Annotated in this window: 8 protein-coding genes; 2 read left to right on the forward strand and 6 right to left on the reverse strand. The window is 45.8% G+C overall.

The annotated features are described in order from the left end of the window. Positions 1-133: 133 nt before the first annotated feature. The 4 genes from ABEB05_RS12850 to ABEB05_RS12865 all read right to left on the reverse strand — a co-directional run bounded on the left by ABEB05_RS12850 (position 134) and on the right by ABEB05_RS12865 (position 6,717). On the reverse strand, positions 134-1,084 hold the full coding sequence (locus ABEB05_RS12850) for an NADP-dependent oxidoreductase (protein WP_265790718.1): 951 nt from the start codon (positions 1,082-1,084) through the stop codon (positions 134-136). Positions 1,085-1,254: 170 nt separating this feature from the next. Further along, a complete protein-coding gene (locus ABEB05_RS12855; RefSeq protein ID WP_265790720.1) occupies positions 1,255-3,069 on the reverse strand; it encodes an FG-GAP repeat domain-containing protein in 1,815 nt (604 codons plus the stop codon). A 60-nt stretch (positions 3,070-3,129) separates the two neighbouring features. Then, positions 3,130-4,254 carry a YncE family protein gene (locus ABEB05_RS12860; RefSeq protein ID WP_265790722.1) on the reverse strand — a complete coding sequence of 375 codons (1,125 nt, stop codon included), beginning with the start codon at positions 4,252-4,254 and terminating at the stop codon, positions 3,130-3,132. 72 nt (positions 4,255-4,326) lie between these two features. Next, positions 4,327-6,717, reverse strand: a complete 2,391-nt coding sequence (locus tag ABEB05_RS12865) for a choice-of-anchor B family protein (protein ID WP_265790724.1) — start codon at positions 6,715-6,717, stop codon at positions 4,327-4,329. Between the two features lie 442 nt (positions 6,718-7,159). Between ABEB05_RS12865 and ABEB05_RS12870 the strand changes: the two genes are divergently transcribed. Continuing rightward, complete coding sequence (locus tag ABEB05_RS12870) at positions 7,160-8,191, forward strand: sodium:calcium antiporter (protein ID WP_265790726.1); 1,032 nt, start codon at positions 7,160-7,162, stop codon at positions 8,189-8,191. A gap of 77 nt (positions 8,192-8,268) precedes the next feature. Here ABEB05_RS12870 and ABEB05_RS12875 read toward each other — a convergent pair whose 3' ends face one another. After that, on the reverse strand, positions 8,269-9,591 hold the full coding sequence (locus ABEB05_RS12875; protein ID WP_265790728.1) for a Gfo/Idh/MocA family oxidoreductase: 1,323 nt from the start codon (positions 9,589-9,591) through the stop codon (positions 8,269-8,271). Positions 9,592-9,897: 306 nt separating this feature from the next. Beyond that, complete coding sequence (locus ABEB05_RS12880) at positions 9,898-10,842, reverse strand: hypothetical protein (protein ID WP_345694291.1); 945 nt, start codon at positions 10,840-10,842, stop codon at positions 9,898-9,900. A gap of 509 nt (positions 10,843-11,351) precedes the next feature. Between ABEB05_RS12880 and ABEB05_RS12885 the strand changes: the two genes are divergently transcribed. After that, on the forward strand, positions 11,352-15,221 hold the full coding sequence (locus tag ABEB05_RS12885; RefSeq protein ID WP_265790732.1) for a PAS domain S-box protein: 3,870 nt from the start codon (positions 11,352-11,354) through the stop codon (positions 15,219-15,221). The last annotated feature ends 40 nt before the right edge of the window (positions 15,222-15,261 follow it).

Raw genomic sequence — 15,261 nt, forward strand, 5'->3', positions numbered from 1 at the left:
AAACCATAGGCATCAACCAGATGGTTGATGCCTATAACTTCGGGCAGAGAACGTTATGGGTTGCGAAAGAATAGCTTCAATATGACTATACTCATCTTTCGATCAAATCCTGATCCTGTATTTTACCAACAGATCAGGGCGTAATAACGGTTTTACCCTGCGTATGGAGGGATTCAATCTCCTGAAGCACAGCCTGCACTTTATCTAAATCAAACGTTTTGGAAATTGGAACCGTAATTTCACCCTCATCCGCCAGTTCCTGAATATGTTTCAACTGACTGGCATTCGGCTCAACAAACACATACTGGAAGCTAATATCATCAGGCACATCCGGCTGACTGTTTGTAATGGAAATAAGTTGTCCACCTCTTTTTAGCGTATCAATGCTTTGATCCAGCGAGTTGCCCCGGGAACAGTGAAAGATAAAGTCTACTCCCTCCGGAACTATTGAACTGACGGCTTCTCCCACATCTCCGGCCTTATAGTCGATGGTGTGGTCCGCTCCGAGATCTTTCATATAGTCCTTGTTCTCATCGCTGGCTACGCCAATAACGGTTGCACCAGCCGATTTAGCCAGCTGAATAGCCAAGGTACCCACTCCACCCGAGGCTCCGAGTATTAGCAGAGTATGATCTTCCTGCAGGTCTCCATACTGGAAAAGTGCCTGGTATGCCGTAAGTCCAACAAGGGGAATTCCACCGGCTTCTTCCACCGTAATTTCCCGGGGCCGGTGGGCAAGGTAACACTCTGGCAATACTACATATTCCGCAAAGGTCCCGTGCTGTACAGTAGGCCGACGGGCATAGGCGTATACTTCATCTCCTATATCGAATCTGCGGGCTGCATGGCCTCGTTCCTTCACTTCGCCGGCAACGTCCCAACCCGGAACAGCCGGGAATTGGGCAGGAATCATCTCATCAAGCATGCCCCTTGCCACGGCAGCGTCCACGGGATTTACCCCAGCCGCTTGCACGCGGACAAGTACTTCTCCCTCACCGGGTTCGGGTTTTTCGAGCATTCCGGTTTTTACCTGGTTCAAATCTCCATACTCATCAAAATAAGATGCCTTCATTTTTTTACTCATAAATAATATTTTTTTCCAATGACTTTAAAATGATTTCATAAAAGAGAACGTCTTATAGACAGGATGCGTTTCGAGGTGCACCCACTGACGACAAACAAGACAAGAACAGAGATAGCATCCGGGAAAATAAGTATGAGAAATAAAATACAACTTATGGTATCTATCCCTTTCTACCGACTGTAAAAGATAAGCCCTCCGCCCTCTCCACCGGACAGAAATTCGGCTGTACCGTCTCCATCAAAATCGGCGAAGCGGGGTGTTCCCAGAGAGGGTACATTAAGAGCAACGGGAAGAGCTTCTTGTTCAAAGGTTGGCTTACCTGCAGATCCTGTGTTGCGGAAGAAGAGCAGTCCCTCCGTCTTTGTGCCGAGAAAAAGATCAAGGTCTCCATCCCCGTCGATATCGTGGAGCTCCGGGGTACTTCGGGAGTCGGCCCGAACATCGGAAAAAGCATCTTTCTCCAGGACAAATTCCGGCTCATTCCCCGTACCTTCATTCCGATAGATGTGGATATCTCCGCCCGATGAACCGACAAAGAGATCCAAATCCCCGTCATCATCAATATCGGCAAGCGCCGGCGCGCTGTTACTTCCCCGTTCCAGCTCTATAAGCGATTTACTGACCAGCTCAAATCCGTCGGCCGTATTTTGGTAATAGGCAACCCTTCCTTTCCATGTCCCGAGCAACAGGTCCGCCCGGCCGTTGCCGTTAAGGTCACCCAGAGACGGGGCATAGTGATACGTATCGGGTAGATCCAGCGCTCCTGTGTTATGGAGAGACGGCTTTTCCGCTGACCCGCGGTTTTCAAACTGATATACAATCGAGGTATTGTCATCGACCGGGTCGATCTTGTTGGCCAAAAGCAGGTCAGAGTCGCCGTCTCCGTCAATATCGCCCACCGCGGGTATGCTTTCATTTCCGATATCTATGGTATTCAGGAATCGTTTCGACTGCAGGCTAAAGGTGCCATTATTCTCCTGCTTGTAAAAGTAGAAATTATCCGCGAGTGTCTGGGTTGCATTGTAGGCACCACCGAGAACGCCCAAAAAAAGATCGATATTACCGTCCTGATCCCAATCTGTAAAAGTGGGAGCGTTGTATCCGCTTGATTCAACGGGATTGGATGGGGGGAATGGCTGTGGTTCGCCCTGCAGGTCGGGATTGCTGCAGGAGCCCTTATTCTCGATAAGCAGGAGGCTGGGCTCGAAAAAATCGCCCCAAAAAAGATCCTGGTCGCCATCCTTATCGATATCAACAAAAGCCATGGTGTTTGCCCCGTGCATGGTACCGAACTGCTTGACGATCTCGATACCCTCAAAGCGTTTATTTACCAGCTCAAATTGCGGAATGTCCCGGCTGTCGCGTCCCGTTGATTCGTAGCGCATTAGGGTGCCGTCCAGCCGACCGATGAAAAGATCGAGCTTCCCGTCGCAATCGATATCCGTGACGTTTGGGATATTTTGACGGTCGGAAAAGATCGGTTTCCCATTCGCATCCTTCAGCGTATCAGCCGCCAGGCTAAAATCCGGATTTTCTGCAGAGCCCTCATTGCGATAGTAACGGATATAGCTGTATGGCTGCTCGGTAAGCAGATCCAGATCGCCATCCTGATCCAGATCGGCAAAGCGGAACCACTCGCCAATATCAAGATTCTGAAACTTATCGGTCTGCCAGGCCAGGGGAGAATCGGAGTCCGTATTCGTATGTTCAAAAAACATGAGCTCGTCCGTATTTTCCTGGACAAAGAGATCTGGATCGGCGTCACCATCAATATTAACAAACTGGGGACGCGGGGCGTTAAAACCGCCGAGAAAGGGGTGACCAATTTGCGCGCCGGTGGTATCGTGTACCGGGAAGGGATTCACTTGTCGCTCAAAATCAGTGGATCCCAATTCATTTTCACTGCTTGTGGATTGCATGCCACTGCAGGCCGTGAACAGGATTACAGTGATAATGAGCAAGTTATTAAGCGGACGGTCAGGCATCTTTAGAAAAATCCAAATTGAAAAAGTACTGCAACAGGTGAATCATTTCTTTTGTTGGTTTTACCGGGCCCGCGTGCCGATTCCCGAAGGATAGGCATCGACCTCAATAATCTTCTCAATTTCCCGCGTTTCGGTATTAATGACCGTGATCGTACCGGGCGGATCTCCGGTAGAGGAGGTAGTGCTCGCCTGGTACGTTCCTTTTCGGTTATTATTGGAAATATAGAGATACTTGCCATCTGCGGAAAGGGCGCTGCCATGCGGCTGGGCAAGACCTTTGCCCTCGATCACCGTATCCACGGATCGGCTTTGCATATTCACTACAGTAACGGTATGTGCTTCTTTGTTTCCGAAATAGACAAACCGTCCATCCGGTGAAAAGATCGGATGCCAGGGCTGGGCATTAACGTCAATACTATCGGTCACGGTTGGTGAGGCCGGATCACTAATATCGAAGACGAGCAGCTTCCCCGATACCTGCCCCGTAACGACCAAAGTGTTCCCATCGGGCGATATGGCAAAGTCAACAAAGACATGAGTATCACCACCAATTCTTGTCAGATTTGTTTCTTCGGTTTCGGTATTGAGCGAAAGAATTTGATTTTCTGCCAGGCTTGCGATAAATGTCCATTTACCGTCTGGAGTGGTTGAAATGGCGTGGGGACGAGCGAAAAAGGTATCGATTTCTTTTTGCAACGTCATATCTGATCGGTTAATAACCCCGATACTCTGGGGCGGATTAACCGCACTCATTGACCGCCCGACCAGCAGCAGATCGCGCGTGGGATGCAGCTCCAGAAGTCCGGGGACCTCCATTTCGGCCTGACCGACGAGCTCGTTCTTCCTGTTGAATTTGAGCACGCGATTTTCTCCAATAAGAGTAACGTACCAGTGAGAACCATCCGGTTCGGCTACTGTGTGGTGCGGCTTGGCATTTTCAGAAAATCCAAGTTCCTGTAAATCAATATTATCTACGATTTCATTCGTCTCCGCATCAATAACGGTTAGCGTTGCTGCCCCTTGATTACAGACGTAGATACGCTGGCCTTCAGCGGTACTATTTTTTTTATCCGGCTGATGCTGAGCAGAAATAGTCCCGGCAGACAGCGTGAACACCGCAAACGTAACAAATACTATTCGTGAAAAAGCATTCATCAGGCTTTGCATAATAAAATCTTTATTCATTGATGTTGCTAACACATTGAATGATTCAACCTCAAATGAGCCGTTATATTGTGGTCTTATGTTATTACTGGCTTATTCCTGCTTTTCCAGGATAAACAAGCCCTCGCGGGAGCTGGTCATAACTACAATACCGCTGTCGAAGTACGGGTAGTTACTCCATGTTCCGGCAAAGCCCGGCTGATCTTCGGTAAACGGATGAGTATCAAAATAACCAATCTTCTCTGGGTTTTCCGGATCGCTAATATCGACCACCTGCAGCCCGCTCACATAATTCGACTGATACATCGTATCGCCTTTGATATAGAGGTTATGGTCGGAAGACGGATTGCCGAGATAGAATTCGCGTACGAATTGCGGATCGTCAAGGTCCGTCACATCCCATACGAGAGTACGGGTTTCCTCCACATTGCCGGTAAGCTCATCAAGCTCATCGTTCTGGAAGAAATACCGGTGATCTTCGGTGAGCCAGCCTTGGTGGACATATGCATAATCTGGATAGGAAGCCGTAGAAACGGCTTTGGGATTTTCCTTATCCGTAACATCAGCTATGCTGATAGCGGTCTCATTGGCGCCAATACAGATTTCCTGTCCCTGGTACTCCTTATCCGGTCCTTCATAGACCACGCATTGCGCGTCATGGGTATAACCGGTTCCACTGCGACCTGTTGAGGGATCGGAGAAGCAGCCGGCGAAAGTTGGATTTGTAGGATCCTGTATATTCACCATATGCAGGCCGCCCCCGCACGTCTGTCCGCCGCCGCTGCTTCCGACGACATAGGCAAAACCGGTGTCTTTGTTGATAACCACATTATGGGCGCTGTGAATCTCATTATAGTGTGCTACCTCCTCTAATGTAATTGGTGTTCCTTCAAATTCACGGAGGTCAGTAAGATCGACTACCTGCATTCCATGCGTACCGGCATTATCGGCGACGATAAAGGCATGATTACCGTAGACTTTAATATCGCGCCAGACACTTGCCTGTGCCCCCTCTGTCATAGGTAATGTACCAACATAAACAGGATTATTGGGATCACTGACATCTACAAAGGATGTGCCTTCATTTCGTCCGATGAGTGCATACTCTTTACCCGTCCTGGGATCGGTCCATCCCCACATGTCGTTGAGCCGAACACCGCGGTCGCCGCCAATTTCATCAATAGGGAGAAAGGAAAGCAGATCTACATTATTACAGCCATACCGATCTGCATTGCCATCGGTGCATTCGACCTTATTTCCGGTGATGGGCTCAAGAACAGAACTGCCTTTACCCAGTACAGTGGTCTGCACAGACCACGCACCGCTATCCTCGGTGCGCTCCAGGATTGCTGCCGTTCCGGCCCCATAGTCGGCACCGATAAGTCCGGTTACGGCAACATTTTCATCCACGGCAATAGTACCAGCGAACTGAGCATTTTGCTCGGAATCGGGTCCACTCAGCTTTTGCACTCCTGCCCATCCATCGCCGGTTTGATTCTGCTCAAACTGGTAGATTGCCCCTTTTCTGCCATCGGCATTCGGAGCTCCAATCCAGGCTTCAGTCCCGGCAAACGTCAGTGACGTACCAAATTGGTATCTCGGCTCACTGTCATAGGCAACGAGACGGCCGCTTTCATTCCACTTTTGAGTATCTGCATCGCGCCGGAAAACAAATACAGCTCCCGAGGCAGATGCGTGATCCGGGGCTCCAACAAGAACCTGATCGCCATTCATACCAATAGATGAGCCAAAGGCTCCATCTTCGTCCACTCCGTCACTTGTGAGCGTAGCCTCCCGGGTCCAGCTTCCGTCATTGCTACCCTGGAAAACATAAACTGCTCCTCCCTGATCTTCGGGTGCTCCAACGAGCAAACGATTACCATCCAGGGCGAGGGCCGAACCAAAGTTCATGCCATTCGAAGTATCCGGGTTCGCAATCCGCGCCTGTTGAGACCATGATCCGGCATCCGTATGTCGATACACGTAAACGGCACCATGGCCATCCTGTTCACCGGGTGCACCGATAAAGGCAAGATCTCCTTGTATTCCCACGCTTTCACCAAAGCCACTTTCAGCAATGGAATCAGCCAGGGCAATCCGGGAAGCTTCGGTCCACGACCCGTCACCGGCCCGCTCAAAGATATAGGCTGCACCTTGATTGTCATCCCGTTCTGGCGCGCCTATTAGTACATAGTTGCCATTGGCAGCCAATGACGATCCGAAACCATCGCCGATCTTCCCATCCGAGGCGGTCAGCTGGACTTGCTCCGTCCATCCCGTATCGGAACGGTCGTACACATACACTATTCCGGGCTGGTGTACATTTGCAGGCTCACCGATAAATACCAATCCATCGGCAACATCCACCGCACGGGCGAATCCCATCATCGCTTCAGATTCACCGGATGGAGTTGTTTGTGCCTGTACAGAGAAAAGAGTGAGAGGAAAAAAGAGTAGAAAACAGAGTATCGATATACGTTTCATGGGAAGAGTAATATTTTGGAGAATTATTTCCTATTCAAAAATACTATGGCTGATAGTATAAAATATAGATGCTAAACAGAAACAATATAAGTTTTCTGACTGATTATGATAAATTTTAACAAATTTACGGAGTCTAATATTGTGTGATATTTAAATAAAATCATTCAGTACTGAACCAGATCAGCTTATTCAATTAATATTGACCAATAGAATATTTATAAAAACATATGCTCACATATTGCTTGCACATGCAATTTTAAATTGGATTGAGATCAAAATCGGTTTTCTGCATGCTGAAGTATCTTTGGGATTATTTTTTTGACTTTATCCTAAATTTCGAATGCAGTCGCTATACCAAGTTATTCCTGATAACACTGCTTTGTTCTCATTTAAAATCTTCATTTATTAATACTCGATTTGTCAAAAACCACCTGATTCGCCTATGATTCTCTCACTGCTTTTTTGGACGTTTATAGCCCTGATTGCTACGGGCATTCTCTGGAAAGGGAGCGACTGGCTGGAACATGCTAGTGAGGGATTATCCATCTATTATGAGCTGCCGGATATCGTACAAGGTGCACTGGTAGTAGCGATAGGATCAAGCTTTCCTGAGCTGTCCACCGTGGTGATCTCCAGCCTCCTCCATGGGGAGTTTGAGTTGGGAGTAGCGGCCATAGTTGGGTCGGCCATTTTCAATATTCTGATAATTCCGGCCGTTGCGGGCTTGGTTACCAAGGATCCACTGGAATCGAATCGAGACCTGGTCTATAAGGAAGCCCAGTTTTATATCATTTCGGTGGCGGTATTGATTATCACCTTTGCTTTTGCGGCTATTTTCAACCCCATTTCTTCCGAAAATGGAGTTATTCTGGGCGAAATGGATCGACTGTTGGCCCTTATGCCTATCGTTCTATACGCTTTCTATATCTTTATCCAGTACCAGGATACGATGGACTACGAATCAGACATTGATGCCAGTGCAATTAATCCGCTGAAGCAGTGGGGCATGCTTGCCTTAAGCCTGGTTGTTATTTTGATTGGGGTGGAAATGCTGGTTAGGTCTGCCATCGAGTTTGGTAACCTGTTGGGAACGCCTTCTTTTCTCTGGGGAATTTCGGTAGTAGCTGCAGGCACCAGCATCCCCGATGCTTTTGTGAGCATTCAAAAGGCGCGCAAAGGCGACGCCGTAACCTCACTGGCTAATGTTCTGGGCAGCAATATTTTTGACCTGCTGGTTTGCATTCCGGTGGGCGTACTTATCGTCGGGACTACGGTCATTAATTTTACGGTTGCGGCACCACTAATGGGAGCGCTTACCCTGGGCACGCTGCTCCTTTTTAGCTTTATGCGCACTGACATGGTGCTCAGCCGGATAGAGTCAATAACGCTTATCGTACTCTATTTTTTATTTTTGCTGTGGATGGGGCTGGAGAATTTTGATGTCATTGATTCGATCCCGTCTCTACCGGCCTAAGTTAGAAAAACTGCCTGATAATCGGTGGATTTAAGCTCTACATAGTTAATATCGAAGCTACAACTGCACTTTTTATTTTAAAGTGTCCACGGCTCTCGGTGAGATCCTCTTACCAATTGGTTTGCAGCCTCACTACCTTTTACTTTTTCCGTTTCGCTATCCCATTCAATACGCTCTTTAGTCCGGTAAGCAATATTCCCCAAATTTGCTGTGGTCGTAGATCGATGACCAATTTCCACGTCCGCAATAGGTTTATTTCTGGATTTTATACAGTCAAGAAAGTTGCGGATATGATTATGGACCGAATTCTCTTCTACCTGCATGCTCAGTGGCTCCAGCTTACTACCCGGTTCCGGGGTTAACTTCAGCGATCCCCGGTCGACAAATAAGCTTCCTTCCGTTCCATGGAATTCGATACCATAACCGTTGCCATCAAGGGTTTTACTGTTACAGACCCGGTTTTCGTATGTGCAGACAAAATCGGGATACTGATAAGTAGCAGTAAGGGTGTCCGGTGTTTCCCGGTCATCCTGGATATGAAACTTGCCACCCACTGCTGATACTGATTGCGGGGCATCTACCTCCATCGCCCACTGTACAATATCAAGCAGATGTACGCCCCAGTCCGTCATCATTCCTCCTGCATAGTCCCAAAACCAACGGAAACTGGCCCAGCGCTGGTACTGCATTTCCTCATTCAATATTACTCCAAACCGGTTCATATTATAGGGACGCTCTTGAGCAGGGCCCAGCCACATATCCCAGTCGAGCCCTTCGGGTGGATTGCTATTTTCAGGATTTCCAATTCCATCAGGGTAGGAGTTGCCATAATTCCAAGTCCTCACAAAACTGATTGGTCCGAGATCACCGGACTGAACTATTTCTACAGCCTCCTGAAAAACTTTACCGGAACGCTGCATGGTGCCCGTCTGCACAACCCGGTTATGGTTCCGAGCGGCTTCTACCATTTTACGTCCTTCGTCTATATACCGGGATAGCGGTTTTTCCACGTATACATCTTTTCCAGCCTGGCAGGCCATAATCGTATTCAGGGCGTGCCAGTGATCGGGCGTAGCAATAACAACCGCATCAATATCATCGCGATCCAGTACTTTTCTAAAATCAGTGTAAGTATCGGCACTGGATGCTTCTGCGGAAGCGTATTCCAGATTGGGTTTATAAACATCACTCAGGGCTACCACTTCAGCATCCGACTGATTCATCACTTGCCCCATAAGTCCGCGCCCTTGTCGACCTATGCCGATCATTCCCACCCGAATCCCATCATTGGCACCCAGTATATTTCCATAACTACTTGCACTAAGTCCGAGTGTCAGTCCGGCCGTACCGGCTGCTAATGTTTTGATGAAGTTTCTTCGGGAGGTAGTTTGATCTGACATATTAAATCCCCATTTATATTAGATTATTATTGAGAGTCTTATGGCACAGATATTTAAGACGATATAATCACTCCGTACCCATCACAGCTACGGAATCCTGAGAGAAATATTTATGATACTCGCAGAATTCATGTATCAAAGTAATTAATCCTCCGACTCTAAAAAAGTAACCTGGGCCCACTTTTATCCTCATTAGTCCTGATGAACAACTCATTGACTATGTAAGTAACCCCGATCCTTCAGAAATAACTGTGCTGATCGTCGATTAAAAATAGCTCCTTTTTTTTGCTTTATATATAAAACAGCTCACCTGATCACTGCTTCATCCGAATGCTCCTCGTTATAAGGCAGGGCTTCTTCTCCTTCCAGGTTGAGCCGCTCATTAATGGCTCTCAAATGATGGTCCACCCCAATTTCACTACCCGGAATAAATCCAGGTACGGTAATTACCTGGGCCAACACGCCATCAAGTCCTCGATGCATTACGCCCCGTGGCAGATAGACCAAGTCACCGACTTCCAGCTCATACTCCCTGACCAGCTTATCAACCTCAGACTTCTTTACTTCTCCCGGCCGGGTTATCTTTTCAACCCTTTCACTCGTGATAATTTTAGCTCCGGGTTTAACCATCTGGACAAGATAAAATTCATCAAAGCCCCCTTCTTTCGGATGATAATGACTGAAGGAATCGTAGATTCTCACCCTATGCGCATTTAATGCATGATAAATATATTCCCCCACATCTTTCTGCCAGGTTAATAAAATGCGCCTGTAGGCATCGATATCCGTTGCGCAGCCCCCCGGCACATCTGTTATATTAGGGTCCCAATCGGGACGTATGAAGGAGGGAAGATCGCTGCCCGGCTCTTCGGGAACTTTAAATACAAGCAATCCCATCTCAACGTCCGACTGCATCATTTCTCCTCCGTTAAGAATAAAGATATCACCGACGATGGCTTCAGATTCTTCCTGGGAATCTGAATTCCCAATAACGGTAGCCTGTGCTTCCACATCCTGATTGGTTATCCCTTCAATTTCCTGGACAAACACTACCTGGGTATAATCCTGAGCTTCCACCTGTTGTACGCCGGATAAGTACGTCATATCATATCCCGGATTCTGCTCTTTAAATACCCGCCGTATGGAGTAAAAATTTTCTTCGGCCTCGCCATTGCTTAAATTAACGATCTGAACCTTGTTTTGCTGTGCCTGGGCGTCGTGTTCTATACCGGATATTAAAAATAGTGCCATAAACAGTATTATTACTATATATTTCATGCCCTCAACTCTTTGTGATACCTAATTAACTATCTCCGAATGTACAGCATTTTCGATTAGAATTCTGACGTACATAACTCAGATATACCAAATTGCAATATTTTAAAAAATATTTAAAATAGTTTTAGTCCGTTCTTTCATTCTTACCGCATTATATAATCATAAGGACAAGTTCATATAAATATGATACTCTTATTTCTCCAAAATCTGTAAAATATTATACGAACAACAACTTACTGTCGATATACTACCCGAATGCTACCATATCTGTTGTATAAATATATTTAACTGTTTATCCCCCTTGATAGAGAAAGAAAAAAGTTGAACATTACAGTCAAATAAGAGGGATTTTATTTAAATGGAACAGATATTCCACTTCAAATATATAATTTGATATACCTTGAAAAATAATAAAATAAGTCCATTCAACTTTTTATCCCTTAGCACGTTTTATCCTATCGCACTTAAGAATATGGTTATATATGGATGAAGGAGACTATAAATATAAAATATTGCTGACCGAAGATGATCAAAAAGATCGATCACTGATAGAGAGTCAGCTAAGTAAATGGGAAATTGATGCTCAACTTCAATGTTTAGAGCAAGAGTCTGCATTAATTCAGGCACTTCAGGAGGATCTACCGGATCTTATCTTGTGTAATTACGACCTTTCTTCTTTTCCTGCGATAAAAGCGTTATCCCTTGTAAGAAAAAATCACCCTGATCTGCCATTTATTTTTATCTCAAACGGAACCCCTGAAGAGAAAGTGGCCGAAGCAATCCGGCAGGGTGCATCAGATTTTGCTATCAAAAGCCGACCTAAACAATTATTACGGGCGATCAGGAAAGCTCTCACAGAGCAAGAGAATGGGCAGCCACTTCACTCCATCCACTTTAAAACCCTGGTAAAATCGATAGACGGAATCGTATGGGAAGCAGACGCCGAAAGTTTTGAATTTACCTATATAAGTCCACAGGTAGAAGAAATTTTGGGCTATACACCCGCTGAATGGCTTTCTGAGGAGAATTTTTGGCAAAACCATATTCACCACGAAGACCGGGAACAAGCCGTTAATTATTGTCATCATAAGTCTAAGCAGGGCGAAAATCACCAGTTTGAATACCGCATGATAACGGCAGAAGGGGATGTGGTATGGATACGGGATCTGGTTACTGTAATTACGGATGAAGAGGGGGAGTCTACGCTCCTCCGGGGCTTCATGTCCGACATTACCATGATTCAACATGCGGCCAAGCTACAAGAACTTGAAAATGAGGTACTTGCACTTAATTCTACGCCCAACAATGAGTTAATAGATATTTTATCCTATTATATCAATGGAATAGAAGAGCTCCATCCCCATATGATTCCCTCCATATTGAAGGTAGAGGAGGGTAAAGTATATCATTGGATGGCATCGGACCGGCTCCCTGATCGGTATATTGAAGCTATTGACGGAGAGGCTATTGGTCCGCAGGCCGGTTCGTGTGGAGCGGCAGCATATACCAAAGAAAAAGTAACGACCTCCGACATTAAAACGGATCCCCGGTGGGAGAAATATAAACATATAGCATTGCGGGATGGTTTGAGGGCTTGTTGGTCTCAACCTATACTGGATAATTCCGACAAAGTAATCGCTACCTTTGCTTTATACTACAAAGAACCGAAAGAACCTTCTGAGCTTGAAGAAAAGCTTATTGAAAGAGCCCGGAGCATTTTAGAGATCATTATTACACACAAAAAGAATGAAGAAGCGCTCCGTAAGCTTAGCCGTAAAAATGAACTTATCCTCGAATCCGCTGGAGAAGGTATTTATGGGATAGATTCTGAAGGCAACTGCACTTTTATCAACAAGGCAGCGTCACAGATGCTCGGTTACGAACAGCAGGCATGCATGGGAGAAAACATGCATGAGCTGATCCACAGCCGGCATGAAGATGGCTCTCCCTATCCCAAATCGGAATGTCCCATTTTCATTTCTAAAAACGAACAGAAAAGCTGTGAGGTTGATGATGAAGTCTTTTGGAGATCTGATGATTCCTGTTTTAATGTTCGGTATTCTTCCTACCCTATGATAGAAGAAAGAGAGATCAGGGGTGCTGTCGTTACCTTCACTGATATTAGTGAAGAAATCCAGCAGAAACAGAAACTACAAGAGAGTCTGGAACGTTATCATTATGTGACAAAAGCAACCGACGATACTATCTATGACTGGGATATTCTCACTGATGAGTTGTATTGGGACCCCGGATTTAAGTCCACTTTTATTTACGATGAGGACAAAGGGAGATATACGATTGATGACTGGGCTGAAAATGTTCATCCGGATGATTTAGATGAAACACGGCAAGATTTGAATGAGAATTTAAACGATCCGGCTCAATCCCAATGGGAGGCCGAATATCGATTTGCCCGGAAGGACGGAACCTATGCCACCGTGTACGAACGCGGCTTTATTATCAGGAATGAGGAGGGAGAAGCTATACGCATGATCGGGTCTCTCCAGGATATTACCGAACGAAAAAAAGCAGAAAAAAAACTGCGCAAAACCGAACAGCGCCTGCGAGAAATTGTAGAACACAGTACAAACATGTTCTACAAACACGATACAGACCATGTCCTCTCGTACGTAAGCCCTCAAAGTAAAGAATTTCTCGGGTACTCTCCTGATGAGGCCAAAAAAAGATGGACCCATTTTCTTACGGATCATCCGATAAATAAAGAGGGAGTTAAAAGTACACAAAAAGCTATTGATACAGGCAGGGCCCAGCCTCCTTTTGAGCTGCAGCTTCAAAAGAAAAATGGTGAGAGAATTTGGGTGCAGGTTAATGAAGCTCCTATTGTAGAAAATGGGGAAACTACCGCTATTGTCGGTTCGCTTACGGATATCACCGAACGCAAACAGTATGAAGAAAAACTGGAGGAACTCTCGCTGGTCGCGTCCAAAACAACGGACATCATTATCATGACAGATCCGAACGACCGTATTACCTGGACAAACAGTGCTTTTGAGGAGCTAACCGGTTATACAAAAAATGAGGTTATAGGTAAAAATCCGGGTTCGTTGCTTCAAGGACCCGAAACTGATTCTAAAACAGCTCGTCGTCTGAGTAAGGCTATCAAAAACAGAAAACATATACAGGAAACCATCCTGAATTACTCAAAAGATGGAAATAAATACTGGCTTGATATGACGATCGATCCCATCTTTGATGATGATGGCAATTGTACAGGATTTATTGCCATCGAAAAAGATGTAACCGAACAAATTAAGCGCCAGCGGAAGTTACGGGAAAGTGTGGACCGCTATGAAAAAGTCTCCAAGGCCACCAGTGACACCATATGGGATTGGGATCTGAAAAAAGATATCAACAGATATAATAGCAATATTTATAACATGTTCGGTTATGAAAAGCGGGAGGTCGAAAAGGTGAGTGAGTGGTGGCGTGATAAGATCCATCCCGAGGATCGGACTGAGGTATTCAAACAAATAGATGATGCATTGGCAGGAAATACTGAGCGTCTGCAAATGGAATATCGTTTCCAATGCGCTGACGGTAGCTATAAATATATTTACGACCGTGCTTTCGTGGTTATGGATGAGGAGGGAAATCCCTCCCGGATCATTGGGGCCATGCAGGATGTGACAGGACGCATAGAACGGGAACAGGCCGTCCGGGAGTCACTTAAGGAAAAGGAAACGCTCCTGGCAGAAATCCATCACCGCGTAAAGAATAACCTGGCGGTAGTTTCCAGCATGATGCAGCTGCAGGCATTCGAATCTCAAAGTGAAGACCTCCAGCAAAGGCTCTATGACAGTGTAGGGCGTATCAAAACAATGGCTAATATTCATGAGCTGCTATATAAGTCTCAAAGTTTTTCCGAACTTAAACTCGATGAAAATATCAAAAGCCTGGTTTCAGGTATTATTGAAACCTTCCAGGCTAACACAGATATCACCATCAATTACAACCTAGAGCCCCTGGTGCTTAATATTAATCAGGCAATTCCCTGCTCTCTTATTATAAATGAGGTGATGACGAACATCCTTAAACACGCCTTTGATAATGGCCAGAAGGGGGAAGTTAGCGTTTCTATTTCCGAAAAAGAGAAAACCGTTCAAATGATTATTAAAGATAATGGCAAGGGGCTTCCCGATAACTTTGACTCGCTAGCTGAAAATAGCGGTTCCCTGGGCATGAAGCTTATCCATACCCTTTCCGATCAGCTCGAAGGAGAGTATACTTATCAATCCTCAAAGGATGGAACAGCCTTTCGGCTTACATTTAAGAAAGCAGAAATTGAAGGAATCGGTGGAACCCAAAATGTGATGAATACATTTACCCTGTAGTAAATTCTTTGCCTCTCGTAATAACGATATCAATGGCTGA

The sequence above is a fragment of the Fodinibius salicampi genome (assembly GCF_039545095.1).
GTDB classification, from domain to species: Bacteria; Bacteroidota; Rhodothermia; order Balneolales; family Balneolaceae; genus Fodinibius; species Fodinibius salicampi.